The sequence below is a fragment of the Carnobacterium sp. 17-4 genome, from assembly GCF_000195575.1.
Classification (GTDB): domain Bacteria; phylum Bacillota; class Bacilli; order Lactobacillales; family Carnobacteriaceae; genus Carnobacterium_B.
Genome location: NC_015391.1, coordinates 136859 through 157345, shown reverse-complemented (window position 1 = coordinate 157345; position 20487 = coordinate 136859). Strand labels below are relative to the sequence as shown.

The 20487-nt window shown below is 31.2% G+C and carries 25 protein-coding genes; 11 read left to right on the top strand and 14 right to left on the bottom strand.

Annotated features, from left to right (window positions below; translation table 11 throughout):
• Positions 1–176 precede the first annotated feature (176 nt).
• From fghA to CAR_RS00795, 4 genes are all read right to left on the bottom strand, one after another.
• Entirely contained in the window at positions 177–1010 is an 834-nt protein-coding gene (gene fghA / locus CAR_RS00810; protein WP_013709848.1) for an S-formylglutathione hydrolase, read from the bottom strand.
• Positions 1011–1014: 4 nt separating this feature from the next.
• Positions 1015–2130, bottom strand: a complete 1116-nt coding sequence (locus CAR_RS00805; protein ID WP_013709847.1) for an S-(hydroxymethyl)glutathione dehydrogenase/class III alcohol dehydrogenase — start codon at positions 2128–2130, stop codon at positions 1015–1017.
• Positions 2131–2397: 267 nt separating this feature from the next.
• The gene (locus CAR_RS00800; protein ID WP_041556050.1) at positions 2398–2676 is read right to left on the bottom strand and encodes a DUF1905 domain-containing protein; all 279 of its coding nucleotides are present in this window, start codon (positions 2674–2676) and stop codon (positions 2398–2400) included.
• An 89-nt stretch (positions 2677–2765) separates the two neighbouring features.
• Positions 2766–3125, bottom strand: coding sequence for a winged helix-turn-helix transcriptional regulator (locus tag CAR_RS00795; protein ID WP_013709845.1), 360 nt, complete (start codon positions 3123–3125; stop codon positions 2766–2768).
• 240 nt (positions 3126–3365) lie between these two features.
• Here CAR_RS00795 and CAR_RS00790 point away from each other — a divergent pair, with 240 nt between their 5' ends.
• Positions 3366–4088 (top strand): NADPH-dependent F420 reductase, encoded by a 723-nt coding sequence (locus tag CAR_RS00790; protein ID WP_013709844.1) that lies wholly within the window; start codon positions 3366–3368, stop codon positions 4086–4088.
• A 353-nt stretch (positions 4089–4441) separates the two neighbouring features.
• On the opposite strand, the gene CAR_RS00785 is transcribed toward CAR_RS00790, so the two are convergent.
• Positions 4442–4801 (bottom strand): DUF1801 domain-containing protein, encoded by a 360-nt coding sequence (locus CAR_RS00785; RefSeq protein WP_013709843.1) that lies wholly within the window; start codon positions 4799–4801, stop codon positions 4442–4444.
• Positions 4802–4998: 197 nt separating this feature from the next.
• Positions 4999–5541 carry a putative immunity protein gene (locus CAR_RS00780; protein ID WP_148229434.1) on the bottom strand — a complete coding sequence of 181 codons (543 nt, stop codon included), beginning with the start codon at positions 5539–5541 and terminating at the stop codon, positions 4999–5001.
• 326 nt (positions 5542–5867) lie between these two features.
• On the opposite strand from CAR_RS00780, the gene CAR_RS00775 reads away from it, so the two are divergent.
• Entirely contained in the window at positions 5868–7475 is a 1608-nt protein-coding gene (locus CAR_RS00775; RefSeq protein ID WP_013709841.1) for a Mur ligase family protein, read from the top strand.
• A gap of 56 nt (positions 7476–7531) precedes the next feature.
• Here the strand turns inward: CAR_RS00775 and CAR_RS00770 are convergent, their stop codons facing one another.
• Both CAR_RS00770 and CAR_RS00765 read right to left on the bottom strand, forming a co-directional pair.
• Positions 7532–7765, bottom strand: coding sequence for a hypothetical protein (locus CAR_RS00770; protein WP_041556049.1), 234 nt, complete (start codon positions 7763–7765; stop codon positions 7532–7534).
• A 222-nt stretch (positions 7766–7987) separates the two neighbouring features.
• Positions 7988–8200, bottom strand: coding sequence for a hypothetical protein (locus tag CAR_RS00765; RefSeq protein ID WP_013709840.1), 213 nt, complete (start codon positions 8198–8200; stop codon positions 7988–7990).
• A 217-nt stretch (positions 8201–8417) separates the two neighbouring features.
• On the opposite strand from CAR_RS00765, the gene CAR_RS00760 reads away from it, so the two are divergent.
• Positions 8418–8744, top strand: a complete 327-nt coding sequence (locus CAR_RS00760; RefSeq protein ID WP_041556048.1) for a hypothetical protein — start codon at positions 8418–8420, stop codon at positions 8742–8744.
• A 125-nt stretch (positions 8745–8869) separates the two neighbouring features.
• Here the strand turns inward: CAR_RS00760 and CAR_RS00755 are convergent, their stop codons facing one another.
• A complete protein-coding gene (locus CAR_RS00755) occupies positions 8870–10303 on the bottom strand; it encodes a SulP family inorganic anion transporter (RefSeq protein ID WP_013709838.1) in 1434 nt (477 codons plus the stop codon).
• A 193-nt stretch (positions 10304–10496) separates the two neighbouring features.
• On the opposite strand from CAR_RS00755, the gene CAR_RS00750 reads away from it, so the two are divergent.
• The 6 genes from CAR_RS00750 to CAR_RS00725 all read left to right on the top strand — a co-directional run bounded on the left by CAR_RS00750 (position 10497) and on the right by CAR_RS00725 (position 14836).
• Complete coding sequence (locus CAR_RS00750) at positions 10497–10787, top strand: helix-turn-helix domain-containing protein (protein WP_013709837.1); 291 nt, start codon at positions 10497–10499, stop codon at positions 10785–10787.
• Positions 10788–11090: 303 nt separating this feature from the next.
• Positions 11091–11513: a hypothetical protein gene (locus CAR_RS00745; protein ID WP_013709836.1), complete on the top strand. Its 423-nt coding sequence runs from the start codon at positions 11091–11093 to the stop codon at positions 11511–11513.
• Between the two features lie 27 nt (positions 11514–11540).
• Positions 11541–12482, top strand: a complete 942-nt coding sequence (locus tag CAR_RS00740) for a peptide ABC transporter permease (RefSeq protein ID WP_148229375.1) — start codon at positions 11541–11543, stop codon at positions 12480–12482.
• An 88-nt stretch (positions 12483–12570) separates the two neighbouring features.
• Complete coding sequence (locus CAR_RS00735) at positions 12571–13329, top strand: ABC transporter permease subunit (protein ID WP_013709834.1); 759 nt, start codon at positions 12571–12573, stop codon at positions 13327–13329.
• A 153-nt stretch (positions 13330–13482) separates the two neighbouring features.
• Positions 13483–14172 carry a M23 family metallopeptidase gene (locus tag CAR_RS00730; RefSeq protein WP_013709833.1) on the top strand — a complete coding sequence of 230 codons (690 nt, stop codon included), beginning with the start codon at positions 13483–13485 and terminating at the stop codon, positions 14170–14172.
• 82 nt (positions 14173–14254) lie between these two features.
• Positions 14255–14836, top strand: a complete 582-nt coding sequence (locus CAR_RS00725) for a DUF2441 domain-containing protein (protein WP_041556046.1) — start codon at positions 14255–14257, stop codon at positions 14834–14836.
• A gap of 782 nt (positions 14837–15618) precedes the next feature.
• Here CAR_RS00725 and CAR_RS00710 read toward each other — a convergent pair.
• A complete protein-coding gene (locus CAR_RS00710; protein ID WP_013709831.1) occupies positions 15619–16083 on the bottom strand; it encodes a hypothetical protein in 465 nt (154 codons plus the stop codon).
• A 158-nt stretch (positions 16084–16241) separates the two neighbouring features.
• On the opposite strand from CAR_RS00710, the gene CAR_RS13120 reads away from it, so the two are divergent.
• Positions 16242–16415 (top strand): DUF6366 family protein, encoded by a 174-nt coding sequence (locus CAR_RS13120; protein WP_013709830.1) that lies wholly within the window; start codon positions 16242–16244, stop codon positions 16413–16415.
• 173 nt (positions 16416–16588) lie between these two features.
• Here CAR_RS13120 and CAR_RS00705 read toward each other — a convergent pair whose 3' ends face one another.
• The 4 genes from CAR_RS00705 to CAR_RS00690 all read right to left on the bottom strand — a co-directional run bounded on the left by CAR_RS00705 (position 16589) and on the right by CAR_RS00690 (position 19655).
• Positions 16589–17227 (bottom strand): nitroreductase family protein, encoded by a 639-nt coding sequence (locus CAR_RS00705; RefSeq protein ID WP_013709829.1) that lies wholly within the window; start codon positions 17225–17227, stop codon positions 16589–16591.
• A gap of 15 nt (positions 17228–17242) precedes the next feature.
• A complete protein-coding gene (locus CAR_RS00700) occupies positions 17243–17650 on the bottom strand; it encodes a MarR family winged helix-turn-helix transcriptional regulator (RefSeq protein ID WP_041556044.1) in 408 nt (135 codons plus the stop codon).
• A 192-nt stretch (positions 17651–17842) separates the two neighbouring features.
• Complete coding sequence (locus CAR_RS00695) at positions 17843–19150, bottom strand: glycosyltransferase (protein WP_013709827.1); 1308 nt, start codon at positions 19148–19150, stop codon at positions 17843–17845.
• Between the two features lies 1 nt (position 19151).
• Positions 19152–19655 (bottom strand): hypothetical protein, encoded by a 504-nt coding sequence (locus CAR_RS00690; RefSeq protein ID WP_013709826.1) that lies wholly within the window; start codon positions 19653–19655, stop codon positions 19152–19154.
• A gap of 489 nt (positions 19656–20144) precedes the next feature.
• Between CAR_RS00690 and CAR_RS00685 the strand changes: the two genes are divergently transcribed.
• Positions 20145–20402, top strand: a complete 258-nt coding sequence (locus CAR_RS00685; RefSeq protein ID WP_013709825.1) for a hypothetical protein — start codon at positions 20145–20147, stop codon at positions 20400–20402.
• The last annotated feature ends 85 nt before the right edge of the window (positions 20403–20487 follow it).

The window sequence follows — 20487 nt, the reverse complement described above, 5'->3', positions numbered from 1 at the left end:
TTATTGCACATTTTTTTATATTCAAAAACACCTTGTAGCTGGCATACTCTAATATGCCAGCTACAAGGTGTTTTGTATTTCCCTCTTACATTGAGTTAGTCTGCTAATGTTTAAAGAATTGACTATAGTAACTAAATTCAACAAAATTACCTATTTTATACTCATTAGCCAGTTCTTTATTTTTTTAATTCACTCACATGAAATTGAATATGTTCTTCTATAAAAGTCGCTATTGTAAAGTAACTATGATCGTATCCTTTTTCTGACTGATAAAAAACAGGTTTATCTCCTGCTGCTTTCAAAAATTCACTTTCTTGCAATTGCACACCATAAAAATTATCAGATGTACCTTGTGTGATTAAGATAGGAGGAACTTTTTCAGTTTGTTCAATCAAACTTGTAGAATCCCATTCTTGCCATGAAGATTCATCTGAACCTAAATAAGCTGTGAATGCTTTTTTACCCCAAGGTACTTGTGTGGGATTTAAAATTGGTGCAAAGGCTGAAATGGAAGCAAAGCGTCCCGGTTCTTTTAATCCCATCATGATTGCTCCATGTCCGCCCATTGAATGCCCCATAATACTTTCTTTGCCTGAAAAATTCGGGATCAAACTATACACTATTTGAGGCAGTTCTTCAGTTAAATATGTGTGCATTTGATAATTCTCGACCCACGGGTTTTCTGTGGCATTTAGATAAAAACTTGCACCTTTACCCAAGTCCCATCCTTCATCGTCTGGTACTTTTTCTCCCCTTGGAGACGTATCAGGAATGATCACGGCGACTGCCTGATCTGCAGCAGTTTTTTGAAAGCCACTTTTTTGACTAAAATTATCATCTGTACATGTTAATCCTGATAACCACCAAATTAGCGATAATTCCTTTTCTTCAAACAACGGTGGCAAATAAAGGCTAAACACCATTTCACAATTTAATACGTTAGAAAAATGACGGTATTTACGTTGCTCTCCTTCAAAAGAGAGATGCATTTCAAGTTGTTCGACAACCATTTAATCACTCCTCATATGTTAAAATAGTGCGAATTGATTCACCTTTGTGCAATAAATCAAATGCTTCGTTAATATCTTTGAATGCTAAGTGATGTGTAATAAATGAATCCAGATCAATTTCACCATCCATGTAATCTTGAACCATTCCTGGTAATTCCGTGCGTCCTTTTACTCCGCCAAATGCTGATCCGCGCCATACACGACCCGTTACTAATTGGAACGGACGTGTGTGAATTTCTTTCCCAGCACCAGCGACACCAATAATAATACTTTCTCCCCATCCTTTGTGACAGGCTTCAAGTGCTGATTTCATTACTTCTACGTTACCAATACATTCAAAACTATAATCTACACCACCATTTGTCATTTCCACTATGACTTCTTGGATTGGTTGATCATAATCAGCTGGATTAACAAAATCAGTCGCTCCCATTTGTTTAGCTAATTCCCATTTATCAGGATTTAAATCTACAGCAATAATACGTTTCGCATTTGCTTTCTTTAACCCTTGAATAACTGCTAAACCAATTGCTCCTAAACCAAATACTGCTGTTGTAGCACCTTCTTCGACTTTTGCAGTATGTTTAACAGCTCCCAGGCCAGTAGTGACCCCACAACCAAACAAACAAACTTTGTCTAAAGGAGCATCTTCATCAACTTTTACTAAGTTGATTTCATTGACTACTGTGTATTCACTGAATGTACTTGTTCCCATATAGTGATAGATAGGTTCTCCTTTATATGAGAATCTTGTCGTTCCGTCAGGCATTAAACCTTTTCCTTGAGTCTCACGAACCGCACTACATAAATTAGTTTTACCAGAAAGACAGAACTCACATTTCCCACATTCTGGTGTATATAAAGGAATGACATGATCTCCTGATTTTACAGAGGTTACTCCTTTACCCACAGATACAACTACTCCGGCTCCCTCGTGTCCTAAAACAGCTGGGAAAATTCCCTCTGGATCTTCTCCTGATAACGTAAATGCATCTGTATGACAAACAGATGTGTATAATATTTTCACTAATACTTCTTTTTCTTTTGGCTCTTCTACATCAATCTCAACGATTTTAAGTGGCTCATTTGGTCCAAATGCTACTGCTGCTCTACTTTTCATGTTTTTGCCTTCCTTCTTTTAAACTATTTCTTCTTGTATCCTATTTGTATTGTATAATGAAAACAAAATTAATACTGCTATTTTGGTCATTATGAATTTTATACCAAGTATTGAAAAGAAGATGAAATTATCCTTTGACTTCCAATTTTTTTTAGCACACTCCTATCATAAAAAAAAGTTTTAAAATTGGCAATCAAACAATTAGTTGAAAATGATCTATCCTAAAATGAAAAGGTATAAAAAATAAAATTAACTTCACTGAGTAAGCTAATCATGCAAGTATAGAGTTACCATTACCATATCTCCACCGCTTTTTCCTATTGCATCTCTAATTTCCTTATTGATTGAGATAATTTTATCTTCATTCTTCCTTGGAGCTAAATAAATGTTTTTCACTTCAAAATCGTCAATTGTACCAGATACTTTTAAATGTCCCCATCTTCCTTTAATATCGACTGTTCCTGGAAGTCTAAGGTGATAGGTCCAGGTTCCGAATCCCTCTTTGTAATGCAACTCGAGTTTCTGATTGTCAATTATTTTGATCATTCTAACTAATCCCATTTCTCACTTATTTTACGTATAGTTATGATACATGAAATATGTAATTCCATGTATCATACCAGCTGCTTTTTACTTCATTGAGATTTCTCACCGTATTTTTTACCAAAGTTTTCCATTATATCAATAACTGGAATAAATTCACGCCCCTTAGTGGTTAATGAATATTCGACACGCGGAGGTACTTCTGGGAAAACTTCTCGGTTAATTAATCCATCTGTCTCTAATTCTCGCAATTGTTTTGTAAGGGATCCTTGTGATATGTCCCATAAAAAAGCTTTAATTTCACTGTAACGTCGTTCTTTATTTTTTAAAAACCAAAGAATAATATATTTCCAACGTCCAGAAAGGATGTTTTGAGTATACGCAATACCATAAACATCTCTATGCTCATTAATAAACTCTTTTTCAAACCCGTCCTTACATATTCTAGCCATACTAACATCCCTTTCTTTCTCAATAGTACATAAAATCGTACTACCCCTTTTTTTATTGCCTACTTCAATTTTTAGAGTAATGTGTTTAGTATAGTAGTTAGGATCAAAACACGCAACTTACTTATTCACAACGTGGACACGTAAAAAAGTATGTAGCTAAATTTATGTTTGGGTAATTAAACTATCTAATAGCTGTTACTACATCATATTCAAAGAAAATTTATTTTAGGAGGAACACTAATGAAAATTGGAATAATCGGTGCGGGACCAATAGGGACAAATATTGCTAAAAAATTGGTGAATAATGGGCATGATGTCAAAATCGCAGACACCCGTGGGTTAGATAATATGGCAGGGAAAGAAATCTCAGGAACACATGTGACTGTAGAAGATGTCATAAAAAATATTGATATTCTTATTATTTCTCTCCCTTCTCATGTAATGCCAAACATTCGCACCATTATCGATCAAGTTGATAAAGACGTAATTGTTGTAGATACGTCAAATTACTATCCATTCAGAGACAGTAAAATTGAAGATATCGAGAACGGAATGGTTGAAAGTCTTTGGGTTTCAAAACAATTAGGTAGACCTGTCATTAAAGCTATCAGCAATCAATTAGCTCACACTTTGGAAAATAAAGGAACCACAGAAGGTACTAGTGGACGTATCGCAATGACGGTTTCAGGTGATGACCAATTACAAAAACAACTAGTCATGGGCTTAGTAAATGATTTAGGTTTCGATTCAGTAGATAGTGGACCTTTAAGTGAGTCATGGAGACAACAACCCGGCACCCCTGCTTACTGCACAGAATTAACAAAAGACGAGTTAATAGACGCTTTAAAAAAAGCAAATAAAGAAAAAGCACCCTTGTTAAGAGATAAAGTAATGGAGAACTTTTCACCTGATTTTACTCACTCAGACATCGTAAACTTAAATAGAGAAATCTATAACTCATAAGCTATTTGTATGATTATTTTCTTATCTACTTTAAATTTTTTTCTTTTAGAAGACAATAAAAGAAGCAGCAAACCTGATTTAGGTTTGCTGCTTTTTCCAATACATAGTTCTATCTAATTTTATGTATTAAATAAAACTACACATGAGACTGGGACATAAGTGCTCCAGTCTTTCCTTTGACTAAATTCCAGTACGTTTCTTCTCCGTCTCTGGGTATCTATCTCCTATTATTTGGATTTGTTCCTACACTTCATTAATAGTATTTTTCTCATCCTTGCTAAAGTAATTTGAGCAATAGTCGCATCTTTTCCCTCAGCCATTTTATGCATAAAATCGAGTGATATTCATTCACCTCAAAAAAGTAAGGTTTGTTTAACAAAAAAATCTACTTTTTTATCAGAAATTTCGGATACTGATTTTAATTTTAAATGACGTCTTTTATTACCAGTACCTTGTAATAAATTCTCTGGATCATTTAGTTTAAATCCTTCTGAAAATTCAAAAGAGATATGATTCTTGTATACATAAATACCACCCCAATCCTTTTCAGCAGAGAACATGATCCCCCCATACATAATTCTTTCTTTCGTTTTTTCATTATTTGTATATACAACGTTTCTTATGGATTCTAATATAATGAACTTCTTATTGTCAGTTTTCATCATTTCTTCTAAAAATTTTTGAACCTGTTTATCCTTTGATAATCGTTCCATACACTTACTCCTCCTAGTTTACTGAATGATTTTCTAAATTAAATGGAGAAATTTTGAATATCAACTAATTTTGATAGAGTAAAAAAAACCAATATTTAAATTTAAGGTAGTCTCTCTTTACGTACTTGAATACACAATACCACAAGTATCTTTGTAGCATACGAACGTTAGTAGAAATTTTTTATCCATATATGAATCTATTTGATTTCATATGACTTTTCATTTAAATTGTCAAAGATCTCTAATTGCCTTCTTCTTTCCTTTGTTGAAGCTTCTGGCGAATTACTCGTTAAATGGTTTACTACTTTTATTGCATAATCACTGCTAACCATAGCATGACCTCGCATGTGTCCAGTTGCAATTGCTTGTGCAAATGAACGTGCGGCATACTTACTAATTTCAGTTTTTGATTCTTTAGCTAATTCGTTTACAATGAATCCAATTTTGCGTAATTCATACGCATTTATACTTCCATTTATTCGCTTTTCTAAAGCTTCTACCCCTAACTCTACCCGTACATCGTTTTTCAAATGGCTATCAAGGTACTCCAAAATTGGGGTCGCTACTTTTAAAGCCCATTTAGCAACTGATTTTTGTGGTAAATTTTCGAGATTATCTTCAATTTTATTCCTTAATTCTACATTATCTATTATTTTAATTTTTGATTCACTGTATCTAAACTCGTTCTGTTCTCTCAGTTCTTGTTCATGTTTATTCCATGCATAATCTTCAATATCCAATATATATACTCCTTTCATTTTTTGAAAATATCAAAAAAAGTAGCAAGTACATCACCACTATAAAATAAATTATGGTCAATAAAAATAACAATTTATTTCTATTATAGACAAGATTGATTTTCGTTACTATATTTGCATTCTTCATAGAAGAATAAGTAATAAATGTATTTCATAGCAGGACTAAATTGGGATTTATTCTAAGTGAGCAAATAATATGACATAAAACAAATAAAATAGTACACTAAATAGTACTAATAGACGTAATCTGACCAAAAAATATGACTTATCAGATTATGTACACCATCACTTGAGGAGTCACGATCATTATGAAACTAACTGACTTATTGAAATCGGTAAAGATCGACTCTAGCTGCCATAATCAGCTTAAAATAGAATTAGATAAAATCGATATTAAAAAAATTGCTTATCACTCAAAAGAAGTAGGTGCAGATACTTTATTTGTCTGTATTAAAGGTCACCAAACAGATGGACATAACTACGCAAAACATGCTGCAAGTCAAGGTGCAACAGTTATCATTGTCGAAGATTTTATTGAAGATATTCATGTTATTCAACTTAAAGTCTCCGATAGTCGTGAAGCTTTGGCTATTTTATCGAGCAATTTTTTTGATCATCCTTCTAAATCAATGAATATATTCGGAGTAACTGCTACTAATGGGAAGACTACGATTACATACATGATAGAAGAAATTTTCAAGGCCTCTCAATTGAAATCCGGTTTAATAGGAACTATTCTAGTTAAGATTGACAAAGAGATTGAAATGAGTAGATTAACTACTCCAGAATCTTATGATTTGCAGCAACATTTTGCAAGGATGAGAGATCGTGAAATCACACATGTCTCCATGGAAGTTTCTTCTTCAGCGCTAGAACTTAAGCGCGTTTATAATACTGACTTTGACGTTGTAGCCTTTATGAATATCAGTCCAGAACATATCAAACTGCATGAATCATTTGATGCTTACTTTGATGCTAAAGCATCATTAATAAGAAATGCTTCTAAAGCAAGTACAGCTATTTTAAACCTTGATGAACCATTGCTTATCCCTTTAGAAAAAGAGACTGAAGCACAAGTCATTACTTTTGGAATCGAAAATAAATCTGGTACAATCACCGTTTCAGATATACGTTTTTCGTCGGGAATACCATCATTTACAGTGAATATTCGAAAACCATTTAACACCTTAAGTGGAAAAACAATTGAGATAACAAGTTTTGATTTAGAGATGTCAGTTCTAGGCTATCATTCTATCTACAATGCACTCACAGCACTTGTTACGGGATTAGTCAATGATCTACCGATTGAAGATATCCAGCGAGGCATTAAAAATTTCCAAGGTGTAGAGCGTCGATTCCAGGTACTATACGATAAGGAATTTAAAGTGATAGACGACTTGTTATTGAATCAAAACAACATTGATTCATGCATGGAGACCATCAGTCATTTAGATTACAATGAGCTTCACCTTGTGCATGCAATCAGAGGTAGTAACGGCCCTGCGCATAGTACAGAAATTGCGGAGTCATTAACAAAATGGTTCCATAAAATGAAAATTGCTAAAATCATTCTGACGACGGCACCATCACATGTAAACAAAATTGATGAAGTCACAGAAGAAGAATTAGACGCTTTCTTGAAAGTAATGCATCAAAATAAAATCGAAGTTACGTTTTTTAAAGAACTCGATGATACCTTGCTATTTGGCGTTGAGCAGTTGAATGTAGCAGATATTCTATTGATTTCAGGAGCGCATTCGATGGATCAGGGTGCAAGAAAGACACTAGAATTATTAAAAGAAATTTACCCTCAAGTAGATCATGAAAAGATTGATCAAGTGTTAAAGAATAAAATCATTGGAATGGATCCTTTTAAAGTAGCTGAAAAATTATTAAATTTGAATTCTGGAACTTAAAAAGCAATCAAAAATAATACTCCTAACACAGTTTGAACTAGTGTTAGGAGTATTATTTAATGTATTTCAACTTGGTAAATGTCTTTAGTTATTTTTTCTATTTCTACCTGACCGTTTTCTTTAAGTTTGTCGTATCGATTGATTTCATTATTAAAAAGAACGACATCAGGGTCAAATGCATTTTCATCATTTGTTATCGGTTCATTTTTTTCTACCTCAAATACGTCAGCGTAGAAATCTATGACCTCATAAACATTTAAATTTAAACTCATAACTGATTCTGTAGACATTTATCTCACTCCCTTAGCGGTCTGTTTATTAGTATTCTTCGTATCATAAGTCTAATTCTTAATCATTATCAACATTTGGAAGGAAATATACCAAATAATACTTTCCCCATAAAAAGCCCCCTCTTTTTTTACTTTTCTTAGACCGCTTTCATTTATAGTATACACATATATTAGCTGTAATAAAAAGAAGAACCAGTGTATATATAAGTAAAAAATTTCTTTCTATTTCTTAAACACAATTTTTATACCTAAAACAAAAGAGAAGATTGAAAGAAGATTATACCTTACTATATTTAAAACCACTTCTAGGATATAAAGGTCAATATCCATTCCATCCTCATCAGGAATTGGATAAGCCATATTGGGTAAACGAACTAATATTAAGATAGCTACTAACATTAAACTATAGCCTAGAATCTTTTTGTAATTTTTCATGAATAATTTCCTTTCAACTTTTTGTACCTCAAAAATTAAATAAGCATCTTATCTCTAAATAAGTTCCTATCTTTATTCTCTCAGTTTTTACTCCAAAAGTAACGCATCCATTAGTTTACAATTAGCAACCAATGGTTTACATCCAATAAAAAACAAGGCATTATATTATGGATAAGCTATACTATAAATAATATAATAGTTTTAAAAGGAGATTATGATGCTGAATTTATTTGATTACGGTTGGCTTACTTTAGGTAGTCTAATTTTTGGTTTAATTGCTTGGTTTATCCCGATCTTTAATATTATACGTCGTAAAAAAAGAGGAAATAGCCATTCAACTATGATTGTATTGAGTATGGGATCTTGTGCAACTGCCTTATGGTTTCAAATTTCTTACACTAATTATTTAGTTACTATTCAAGATATTTCTGCACTCATGGATACAACGTCTACTTCAAACTGGATATCAGCGGTACTCCTTATTATAACAATTACGCTTAATGTCACTAGCATTATTTTACATAAAGATAGAACATCAGAATAGCAAAAGATATTTTACAAATTTCAAGATTAAAATATACTTAAAAAAGAAAGATATAGCCACTGCATACATGATCATGTACGCAGTGGCTATATCTAATATTAAATAAAAATTACGTCTTTTCTCTATTATTTCATCTTGTGTATTGAGTTCTTCTTAAACAACTCTTTGCTTTGTTTATTCGCATTAATAAAAGTTAAACCAGATTCTTTATTTTTACTGATCAATTTATCAATAGCTTCAACAGCCGTAGAATCCCATAAAGTCATAGCACTGACGTCGATAACTAACTCACCTTCATGATCAAAATCATGTACAAAAAAGTCTAAAAACTTTTCAGCTGATGCGAAGTAAAGATGTCCATGCGCCTTATAATGATACTCATCATGATCTGTTCCTTTTTCTACTTGGAAATGGGTCATGCTAAAGGCTGCAAAAATTGCACTTACTAGAGTCCCGGCAACAACACCATAGGCTAGATTATGTGTAACTAATACAATTCCCACAGTTAAGAGCATAACAAAGCTTTCATTTTTAGGCATGATATTTAATCGTTTAACCGATCTCCAGTCAATGGTTTCATAGGCTACAACAACCATTACTGCTGCCAGAGCAACGATAGGAATTTGAATAACCACTTTATTAAATAATACTACCGACATTAACATGAAGAAACCAGACAAGAACGTTGCTAAACGACCAATTCCACCATAATTAAGATTAATAATAGTTTGTCCAATCATACCACAACCAGCAATTCCGCCAAAGAAACCAGATAATACATTTCCGAGTCCTTGACTCATTGATTCACGATTTTTATCACTTGGTTCATTTGTCAGATCATCTACTAATTGTGCTGTCAATAGTGATTCTACTAACCCAACGATAGCCACAGAAAGCGCAGTAGGTAAAATAATTTTCAATGTTTCTACATTCATAGGCACACTTGGAATACCAAATTTAGGTAGATCACTTGAAATAGTCCCTAAATCACCTAACAGTTGTGCATTTAAATCTAATCCTAAAACGAGAGCGGTAACGACTACAATTGAAATAATCGGTGCAGGAATTTTTTTTGTTAACTTAGGAGCTAAAAATATAATGGCAATTCCAACAATCCCAAGTACGAGTAAAATCGAGTTCCCCTTGAAATGATCCAATTGAGATAAGAACATCATAATCCCTAAACCATTTACAAATCCCAACATAACAGGTTTTGGTATGTAACGCATTAATTTTCCTACTTTAAATAAACCTAGTATAACTTGTATAATTCCGGCTAAAACTGTTGCAGCAAAAAGATATTCTACCCCATATTCAGCAACTAAATGAGCAAGTACTAATGCAACTGAGCCTGCAGCTGCTGAAATTAATCCAGTCCGACCTCCAAAAAAAGCGGCCGTTGCTGTGATAAAAAATGTTGCATAGACACCCACGATGGGTTCCACACCAGCAACTAACATAAAACCAATTACTTCAGGAAATAAAGCTAAGCAAACAACAATTCCAGCTAAAACATCTCCTTTTATGTTACCAAACCATTCATTTTTATATTTTCGCATAAATACCTTCCTTCTCAAACTTAAACAAAACAGCTCACAATAAAATATATTAACACATGAGTAAACAAAAACCAATAAAAATTTAGTTCAGAATTCATTAAATAACCTAAAAGCAATTTTAACATTATAAAGATAAATAAAATATGTTAAGATAATTAAGCAGAAGCGAAAATTTATATTTAAGGATGATAGGATGGAAATCGGCAACAGAATTCAGGAGCTAAGAAAATTAAATAATATGACAGCAAAGGAATTATCAGAACGTATTAACGTTTCTCCTCCTTTTATTTCAGCAATCGAAAACAATTCAACAAAACTGTCCCTAAAAACACTCGCACATATTTGTGATGTTTTAGGCGTAACTATTTCTGAATTTTTTAATTCAGAAATAAGTCCTGTGGAACAAAAACTTATTTCTCAAATCAAGCAATTGCCGGAAGAAAAACAATATGAATTATTGGCTTTTTTAACTGGTCTGATTTAAAAAATTTAAAATACAGTTTTCTACTTTCAAAACGAGTAGAAATATTAATACATAAAAGCAGCAAATCTAAATATTGATTTGCTGCTTTTTGCATTCGAGAAACATACTTTCATCTAGCATCTTGTTACTTAACAAAGAATAATCTTAAAGATCATACTACAAATAACTTGTTTTGTTATATTGACACTTTATAAATAAAATAGTTGATCAAATAAAAAACTTTACTATTTTTTCCTGCACTATATAATGAGAAAAAGATTAAAAATAAAAGTTGTTATCTATTGAACAATTAGGAGGATTGTTATGAAGAAAAACCTGTTTTATTTAGCATTTATCATTGTGCCAGCTTTGTTTATTTATTTTTACAATGTTTATCTAGTGTCAATTGAGAACCTTTTCTTAGAAGATCCACTTGCTATAACTAGTTCTATTCGCATAGTACATATACTTTTCCCTCTAGTTCTTGCGATTATTTTGATTTTCCTATCTTCATATTCCTTGCATTTTCCAAAATTTAAGAGCTTTTATAATATACTTACCGTCTGCTTTATAGTCTATTTGGCTCTTTCTATTTTGCCTTTATTTTCAAATATGTTACCTCTACCTACTACAGTAGCACCGATATATATAATGAACGATCTTCCTTGGTATGCAGGCTACTATGGAGGTACTCTACTATTCGCTATTATTTATAATAAAAAAAGCAAAACGTCATTAATAAACTAAAAAATAAAAATGGAGGCCATTTTTTTAATGAGAACATTAAAAATTAAGAATATGACGTTGTGGATATTGTGTTCAATCGTGTTATTTTTTTTACTGCTTAGTTGTTTATATGAGCCCTTATTATCAAATCTCTTAACTATTCGAGTAGAAAAAATTATGGTAAATGGAGAAGTAAACTATCCACCTTTCACCCCTCTTGAAGTTCTGCCATTTGGTACAGATATCATAGGATTTACTATCTTTGCTAAAATCATTCAAGGATTTAAATACACTTTTTTTATTGGTTTATTATTAAGTATCGCTCAAATATTAAGTAGTTTAGTTATAAATATGCTGACTCTTCATAAATTAGGATCAAAATTTTTGCTGCCTATCTTTTCTTATTTTGACAAGCTTTTCACATTAATTCCTAAGCCTTTTTTATTACTACTATTAATAGGACCTTACTCTAACGCATTACTCTTTAATACCGATAATGTTCAACCATCGGCTAATTTGAAATTCGTGATAATCCAATTGTTTGTTTTATTTCTTGTAGGGCTGCCTAATTTAGTGAAACTTTATCATTCTGAATTAAGCGTGCTTTTCAAGCAAGATTTTGCCCTTGCTAGCCAGACATTAGGGAGTACTAAGTTTAGAATGTTTAGGTATTCTTTTAAACCACAATTAACAGAACTCACATTAAATTTATTTTTCAAAATCCTAACGCAAAATTTATCTCTCTTTATTTACTTAGCATATTTCCAATTATATCTAGGAGGCTCACTAGTAACCCAGTTAGATGCCAGTACCAGATATACCGTAACCATATCTAACGAATGGAGTGGGTTGATTGGGCAAAATATTAATCGACTAGCCAGCACTCCATGGACGGTGCTCGTTCCGTTAGCTTTTTACGGCGGCTTTATTCTCTTGCTCAATGGAATCAAGCGATCTTTAACGGGAGGGATGCAAAATCAATCCATTTAAACAAATTATAAAGCAATCCATTTCGCTTATTACCCTGCCGGCTGGTATCATTCTACTTGTTTGTTTAAGTTATTCATTACCTTTAAGCATGAGAAATCCAGACTTATTATTGGAAATGGTTAAAGAATCCATTGTACAAATTTTTACATATCGTTACTTATCTGAATTATTCGTTATTTATCAACAAACTAACGGTGATTATACATTAAAATTAATCAGTGCTAGTTTAGCTATAACATTATTTTCACTACTTGTGTACAGTTACTATTTCCCAAAACTGAAGAACAAAACAGTAACGAGATTGATAAGGTATTTAGAAGATATCGAGAGTTTACCTGTGCTTGGCATTGTATTCTTTGTCCATTGGTTTAGTGTCGTTATTTATAAAGAAACTTCCATCTATCTGTTTAAAACAGTTGGTACGCCCAGAGAACCAGCGATAACTGTTCCATTAGTTATATTGAGTATTTTTCCAATTATTTTTCTGATTAAATTCATGACTCCGTATATCAAAGATGTTTATCAATCCAATTATTTTGTCTTCGCAAAATCATTAGGGTATCCTAAACATAAACTATTCTTTTCCTATGTTATTCCAAATTTACTAACCTTTTTAGAAAACATTATGAAGTTTATTTATCTAGAAATGATCACAGTGATGCTTTTTATTGAAATTCAATTCAATACAGGAGGACTATTAACTGGCTTAAGAAATACGCAAATTATGCCTCCTAATAGTAATAGCCCACAAGTAATGGTTATCAGTTATTTATTTTTATTATTGAGTCCGTATTTACTTATGAGTATTTTGTTTAAAATAATCAATATTTTCAATTCAAACAAATAACTTTCATCTCAATTCCAGAGGTCATCTTTCCATAATATCAAACATTTGGACTTACTCTAGTAATAGGTTTATAAAGAATTAAAAACACATAATTTCATGTGTTCTTATCAAGATATTAATTTAAAAACATTAGTTTAGAAAGAAGGAGAAATAATGGACACAGAAAAACCTATTATTGAATTTCCTTTACGTGGAGAGTGGTTTACTGAAGTGAGTCCAGTAGACCACGTTCCTAGTCATGGAACGAATCGTTTTGGTTTGCGCTATGCTTTTGATTTTCTACAAGTAGACTCAGAAAAGCCCACTCACCCTACACATGACAAAAAAAATGCAGACTATTTTTTTAAAGGAATTCCTTTAGAAAGCTATTATTGCTTTGGAAAACCTATCTATGCAACTTTTTCAGGAGAAGTTGTAGCTGTTGAGCATAATATTTTAGAAAGAGAAAAAGCTTCTTGGTTTCATGACCAGACTTTAGCCATTCGCAATTCCCTCTTCTTCAATCCTGAGCGAGATGGTTTTGAATCAGTTGGAGGAAATTATGTCATTTTAAAAAAAGAAGAAACCATCTATGCAGTGTTCTGCCATCTTCAAAAAGATTCTATAACAGTCAAGGTTGGAGAAAACATTCAAAAAGGACAGTTAATAGGAAAAATCGGACATTCAGGAAATTCCACAGAACCTCACCTGCACTTTCATTTAATGGATTCTGCTAATATTGAAATTGCGAAGGGTATTCCCTTCATATTTGAACAATATGAAAAATATAATGGTTCAATCTGGGAAACGAGAACCAATGAAATTCCGGCTGCAAAAGATCTTGTACGTTTCATGAAAGAATAATTATTTAAAATCATGATTTAGAAACTATCATAAGTAGAAGTTTTGATTTTAATTAGTTTTAAAAATAAGGAGGCATCAGAATTTGCAATACTACCATCTAGTCACAAGAAAACCAATGTATGTTAGTCAAAAAATTAGTTTTGATAAAACACATAAAAATAGATTATATTACTTCTTCTTAGACAATAATTTTAAAAGTAAATCAAATGAGTCTTTGGACCAGATAATACATCATTTAGATTCAACAATTGAGAATGAAGAACTATCATTTTTAAAAGATTCTTTATCTCATACTGCTAGAGCGATTAGAGAAGTAATTACAGAAATGACTAGATTAGAATACTTTCCCATGCTTCCCTCAAGATTCGAATGCTTATATGGGTCTGATAGTCTAGAGGGCATACTTGAATGGAAAGAATTGTTTGAATCCTATAACAGAAATATTATTCAAATTGTCAAACTCGAAACTACCGGACCAATTTTCAAAGGAAATGCTGCTTTACTTCCATCCTTAGAAAACTCTTCTTTTTTAGAAAAAATCGATCAAGCAAAAGAATATTGGAGTTCTCCTACTGAAAATCATCTTACTGAAGTACTGATTGGTGGAGAAATTTTAGTTGCAGAGATTATTGAAGATTTCCAGTCAACTGTCTTTATAAAATAGCCATAAATGGCAATCTACTAGTCACTGTAATTAAAAAGAAATTTAGAAAACAAAAGTTGTAGCCTCTTTTTAAGTACAGCTAATGTTTAATAAATTTATTTTTTATTGTCTTAATTTGGTTTAATACTAGAAAAATTAATGACGAAATAAAACCAACGAAACCAATATGTAGTAAATTTTTACCTAATGTATAATTCAATGCTAGCTCTTTTTGCGTTCTTAATAGTTCTTTGCTATCTATAAGATTAAAATCTTGAATAGGAATAAGTATTGCCCATAAAAAATAACCAATAATTATAGTTAATATAGATAGGATTAAGCATGAAACTATAATTTTATTTAAATTAAATTTCACTATTCTTTTAGTCCTTTCTTATTAACTTTTATCAACTTAACTATAAACTAAGTATAAAATTACAGGCGTAAACATAAGTATACCAACTATTATTAATAAGACTATCATAATTTTTTGATATTTTTTCATCTTAGCACCTCTATAAAACAAATAAGCCATTTACATTTTAACTGTCAGGAATTATATCCGAATACGAATGTTATAAGTAAAACATACAAGAACGTTATTGTAAGTGCGATTCCTATAATGACGCTAACTAAAGCTGTTATTCTGCTTTGTTTTCGTATTTTAATTCCACTAGTTATAAGAAGTATTCCTCCAATTAAAAAAATAATTTCAAATAACAATATAGGCCACTTAAATTCTATTGATCTTTGTATAAATTCCACTGGAAACCTCCCTCTCTATTAATAATTCTCCAGAAATTTTAGTTCTTAGCTTGAATTTTATTAATAGCTTTTTGTTTCCTGTTTTTATCTATTCTATTCCTTATGAAATAAGTGACTGAAATAGATAAAAATATAAGCCCTGAAAATAGTGGAATAACTCCACTACCTACTTTTCCATTTAAAATTATTTTTTCAGGAGATATCAAAAAAGTCTGAAAGTTTGTATATAAGCTAATTACTCCTATAATAAAAAATAACCAAGAATAACTCTTTTTGTCATCATGTTTATAAAAATAAGCATTTTTATAAACACATGCATTTATAAAAAATAATGCTATCATAATTATTATAATTATTATTTCTAGCTCTTTAGTTGTAGCCCAATGAAAATTAAAAAATAACCCAATAAGATAATTAAATACAATTAAGGCAATTAAACTATTAAAGGAGTAATAACCATATTTGTATCTCATAAACTTTTGATATTCATCATACTTTTTCATTACTCTTCCTCCTTAATGTATAACTTTTATTATCTCTTATTTTAATTGGAAAGTAACGCACCCTATGGTTTACATCTAGCAACCAATAGTTTACATTTATCAAAACAACTAATTTTTTACTATATTTAATAAAAATTTTTTTTAGAGGGGGACGGCATATGAATAGAAGAAAAAAGAAAGATAATTCTATCATTAATTTAGTTGAAGGAACAAGAAGACTTACACTTGGAATCCCTTCTGACAAAAATGATACAATAAGTTGGAAAAGTACTCTTTTATTAATAGTAGTATTAATTTCAGCCTTTTTTATCTATTCACTACTAGAAAAATAATGCTAGTTCTAATCATTTACTCTGGTCTAGTACCATTAAGTTGTGAGTGTTACATATCTTAATTATACAAAAAAACACAATCTAAAGTGATTGTGTTTTTATTTAGAAAACTAAAGATACCGTATCAGGCTACTAAAATAGTGGGGTCATCAACATTATTTAATAACCTCCCTTTACTTAAAAGTAGTCAGTTTTTCTGCATCTAAGCAAACAGATTCATACCCTGTCTCCATTGCTTTCCCAATAGATAAGATCATTACCGGAATATAACGATCTTTATCTAATCCAAATGCTTCTGCTAGTTGGTCAGCTTCAAATCCACCAATTGGATTTGTATCATATCCGTGACTGCGCGCCACAAGCATCAATTGCATAGCGGCTAAACTAGAGTCAATTTTCACAACATCATTCATTTCTGAATTGGAAAGATTCTTGTAGTAAGGAATAATTGCCTCTAATTGTTGATCTCTTACTTCAGGAGGCATTTTCCCTTCTTCAACTGCTTGATTATAAATTTCTTCTCCATATTTATAACATTCCTTATCGCCAAATATCAATATCATTGCTGACGATGTATCATTTTGACGAGTATTAAAACGAATTAGGGGTTTCAACTTTTCCTTTTCTTCTCTGCTTTCGACAATTACAAAACGCCAAGGTTGCATATTGACTGCAGAAGGTGCTGTTGTTGCTTCTTGAATCATTTCTAACATTTCTTCATGTGGAATTTTAACAGTTTCATCATATATGCGAATTGATCTTCTTCCAAAGGTTATATCTGAAAAATCATTATTCATTAATTTAGTGGTCATAATTTATACCTCTTTCTATCTAGTTAACTTATTCAATAAGTGTAATAATTGGTTAGCCTCTTCATCATTAAGTGTAATAGCCAAATTATTGTGCAGAGAATTATGTTCCTTTTCACAATTTTCTAAATCCTGTTTTGCTTTCTCAGTTAGCTGAACAAAAATTTCTCTATTATTTTCTTGGTTACGTTCCCTAATAACATAATCTTTTTCTTCCAATATTTTTAAATGCCTAGTAATAGCAGCACTATCTATTTTTAATTCTACATGAATCTGAATTTGAGAACATTTCCCTTTTTCTTTGAGAAACATCATTAACTCATACCTGGTTAGGCTAAAGCCGGTTTCTTTTTCAAAAAGTGAAGTAGTCTCTTGATTAGATACTTTGATTTGATAAAACAACTTACTTATTTCCCTTAAATTCATAGCTACTCTCCTTCCTCCAATAATTGACAAGTCAACGATTGACTTGTCAACATTAACAAGAAAAACAATATTTGTAAAGTAAACTATCTTAAATAAGTACTTTTTATTTGACTATAATATGGATGTACCAAATTATTCTAGTAGATTAATTCACCTTAAATTGCCTTCTATAATCAATATAATCTTATGAATTTATTCATTACCTCGTCGCTCTGGACTAGTCCAAGTGCCTTTTCCATATCCTAATATTGTTTTTACAGCCGGAATAAATGTAATTACGATAGCAGCTGCATTCATCATCCAAAATAGTAACATGTAAAAAGGAGAAAAGATAAAATATTTTAGTTTATTACCATTATCATCGATCAACATGCTAGTGCCTAATTGCATCAAACCAGCAATCATCTCAAAGCTGACAAAAATAAAATTCATTGTAAGCATGTGATAGACTCGTTCAGTGTTTCCCTCGATCAGAAAATTTATTAGCATGATAATAAATATGAATAAGAAGATCCAAAACACAAAGGCCCAAATAATACTTAGTGTTTGATCAATAAACATGACTGTCCGCCCAATGTGCTGAAAAGGATGCAATAAAACTTTTTTAAAGTTTGTTAACCAAACTTCTGTACCACCTTTAGCCCAACGTCTACGTTGGCGATAAAGCATTTTCAAATTTTCAGGAACTTCCATATAGAATATAATATCTGGAGCAAATACAGAAACCCATCCTTTAGATTGATGGTCCCAAGCAATACTAATATCTTCTGTCGCCCGATCTTGACGAAATAAATTAGCATCAATCAAAGCATCTTTTCGATACATTTTGTTTGCACCACTATAAGCGTATAAACTTCCTAAAACACCGGCTTGCGTTCTTTTAATAATTCCAACAATACTTGAAAATTCAACTGTTTGAGACTTAGCTAATATAGTTGTACGATTCTTAACATCCATATTAGCTGAAACTGCAGCTATATTAAAAGAGTCTGGTTGTATAAAGTAATTGACATATTTCCATAAAGCATCCGGCTCGGGCGCCGTGTCAGCATCATTACTTAAGATAAGCTTACCTTTTGTAAAAGCAATTCCTACATTGAAAGCATGAGCTTTGCCTTTATTTTCTTCAATTCGAATTACCCTTAACTTTTCATACTGTTCCATTAATTGGTTTAATATTTTTGGTGTACTATCAGTGGATCCATCATCGATTACTAATACTTCATAATTAGAGTAATTCATTTTGGTCATTAAATAGTTAACGGTATCACTAATACTAATTTCTTCATTGTGAGCAGGAATCATAATCGTAACCATAGGTTCTATTTCAGTTGGAATATCTATCCATTCATTTTGTTTATGTTTAAATCCATGCTGGTAGCATAGTACACCGATGAACCAAGAAAAACCCCCAATGACCGGATATGTCATCAATACTAACACTAGAAGTGTTAATAAAAAATCTAACCATGGTATCCCTGTATCAATTAAAGGAAACATATTATTCTCCTCCTTTAATATACAAATCAATAATTTCATTTTTTTCTATGTTTTTTTCACTTGGGACTGAGTAGAACCGAATGTTTTCTCTAAAACTTTTTTTTCCAAAACGTTCATCATAAAATAATTCTAGTGCCTCTTTATTTTTTTCAATGTTGTCCTCATCAAAAACTTTTCTTTTTTTCAATATATTTTTATATCTGTAATTGTTCCAAATAGTTAGAAGTATAAATAAAACAATTATAAAGAGAAAAACAATGGATAAAAATAGAACAAAAAAATTAAAGATTACTATTTCTTCTGAATAAACAAAAAAATTCATTTTTTTTGCTTTTTCAGGGTAAATAAAAGGGTATTGAAGCCATATAAAAGGAAAAATAACCCCTCCCCAACCTAGTAATGTTAAAATACTTTGACGTAATTTAAGAATTAAATTACCCCGACTAAAAAATTTATCAGAAACAAACTTATCATTTACTTCTTTTTTTGAAATCCTTTTTTGCATAATAAATATCTCCTTTCTATTTACTTGCGTCTGAATCAGGAATTTTATTGCGTCATCTCGACATTATACTCTCTAATGATAGTTTTCTTAAATTCTTTCTTCTTTCACATAAGAAAATCGACTTCAATTGCTTTAGGAGACATTTAATCAAGTATAGATACTACATGCTTCATTAAAATTAGATTACAATAAAATCAACCTAACTTTCAAGTAATGTTAATTAATAGGGTGCGTTTTTTATCAATTTATTAACATTCAACCACCCGTTCTTTTAGAAAGTATTAATACAAAAAATGAGCAAATTTATCATAAGTGGATTTTCTGTTTTTTTAATACAATTAATTGTCTAAGAGTGCAGTCATATCAACAAAAAAATATTGAATACTATATTGTATTTAATTTAAGTACACTCCCCAAAAGGCATAATACTTTAAAAAAAATGGATTAAGATGTAAACTCATAATATGAAATCAAAGGAGGTGAAAAAACATGGCTGATTACGAGGAAAAGAAAGATCACGTGTTGAATAAGTTGGTAACTGTAATTGAGGAATTAGACGAAAATATAGCAACCGTAGAAGATTTAAGTGAAGACCCTACTAAACAACATAGATTAAAAAAATGGTATTACGAAAAAAAGGCTATTCATGATATTAAAAAAATATTGCATGATGTAAATAAATATGAGAAATATGATGATAAAGAAATGAAAAAATTTGAAAAAGAAATAGAAAAATTTGACGACTAGACATATAATTGATTTAATCAATTAACATATTCATCATTTGGTAATTTCACAATGCCAATGTTTTATGATTTTCTAGCTCAGTAAG

Coding starts and splice junctions, on each gene's coding strand:
- fghA (WP_013709848.1), bottom strand. CDS start 1,010: ATGGTTGTCGAACAACTTGAAATGCATCTCTCTTTTGAAGGAGAGCAA.
- CAR_RS00805 (WP_013709847.1), bottom strand. CDS start 2,130: ATGAAAAGTAGAGCAGCAGTAGCATTTGGACCAAATGAGCCACTTAAA.
- CAR_RS00800 (WP_041556050.1), bottom strand. CDS start 2,676: ATGATCAAAATAATTGACAATCAGAAACTCGAGTTGCATTACAAAGAG.
- CAR_RS00795 (WP_013709845.1), bottom strand. CDS start 3,125: ATGGCTAGAATATGTAAGGACGGGTTTGAAAAAGAGTTTATTAATGAG.
- CAR_RS00790 (WP_013709844.1), top strand. CDS start 3,366: ATGAAAATTGGAATAATCGGTGCGGGACCAATAGGGACAAATATTGCT.
- CAR_RS00785 (WP_013709843.1), bottom strand. CDS start 4,801: ATGGAACGATTATCAAAGGATAAACAGGTTCAAAAATTTTTAGAAGAA.
- CAR_RS00775 (WP_013709841.1), top strand. CDS start 5,868: ATGAAACTAACTGACTTATTGAAATCGGTAAAGATCGACTCTAGCTGC.
- CAR_RS00770 (WP_041556049.1), bottom strand. CDS start 7,765: ATGTCTACAGAATCAGTTATGAGTTTAAATTTAAATGTTTATGAGGTC.
- CAR_RS00765 (WP_013709840.1), bottom strand. CDS start 8,200: ATGAAAAATTACAAAAAGATTCTAGGCTATAGTTTAATGTTAGTAGCT.
- CAR_RS00760 (WP_041556048.1), top strand. CDS start 8,418: ATGCTGAATTTATTTGATTACGGTTGGCTTACTTTAGGTAGTCTAATT.
- CAR_RS00755 (WP_013709838.1), bottom strand. CDS start 10,303: ATGCGAAAATATAAAAATGAATGGTTTGGTAACATAAAAGGAGATGTT.
- CAR_RS00750 (WP_013709837.1), top strand. CDS start 10,497: ATGGAAATCGGCAACAGAATTCAGGAGCTAAGAAAATTAAATAATATG.
- CAR_RS00745 (WP_013709836.1), top strand. CDS start 11,091: ATGAAGAAAAACCTGTTTTATTTAGCATTTATCATTGTGCCAGCTTTG.
- CAR_RS00740 (WP_148229375.1), top strand. CDS start 11,541: ATGAGAACATTAAAAATTAAGAATATGACGTTGTGGATATTGTGTTCA.
- CAR_RS00735 (WP_013709834.1), top strand. CDS start 12,571: ATGAGAAATCCAGACTTATTATTGGAAATGGTTAAAGAATCCATTGTA.
- CAR_RS00730 (WP_013709833.1), top strand. CDS start 13,483: ATGGACACAGAAAAACCTATTATTGAATTTCCTTTACGTGGAGAGTGG.
- CAR_RS00710 (WP_013709831.1), bottom strand. CDS start 16,083: ATGAAAAAGTATGATGAATATCAAAAGTTTATGAGATACAAATATGGT.
- CAR_RS13120 (WP_013709830.1), top strand. CDS start 16,242: ATGAATAGAAGAAAAAAGAAAGATAATTCTATCATTAATTTAGTTGAA.
- CAR_RS00705 (WP_013709829.1), bottom strand. CDS start 17,227: ATGACCACTAAATTAATGAATAATGATTTTTCAGATATAACCTTTGGA.
- CAR_RS00700 (WP_041556044.1), bottom strand. CDS start 17,650: ATGAATTTAAGGGAAATAAGTAAGTTGTTTTATCAAATCAAAGTATCT.
- CAR_RS00695 (WP_013709827.1), bottom strand. CDS start 19,150: ATGTTTCCTTTAATTGATACAGGGATACCATGGTTAGATTTTTTATTA.
- CAR_RS00690 (WP_013709826.1), bottom strand. CDS start 19,655: ATGCAAAAAAGGATTTCAAAAAAAGAAGTAAATGATAAGTTTGTTTCT.
- CAR_RS00685 (WP_013709825.1), top strand. CDS start 20,145: ATGGCTGATTACGAGGAAAAGAAAGATCACGTGTTGAATAAGTTGGTA.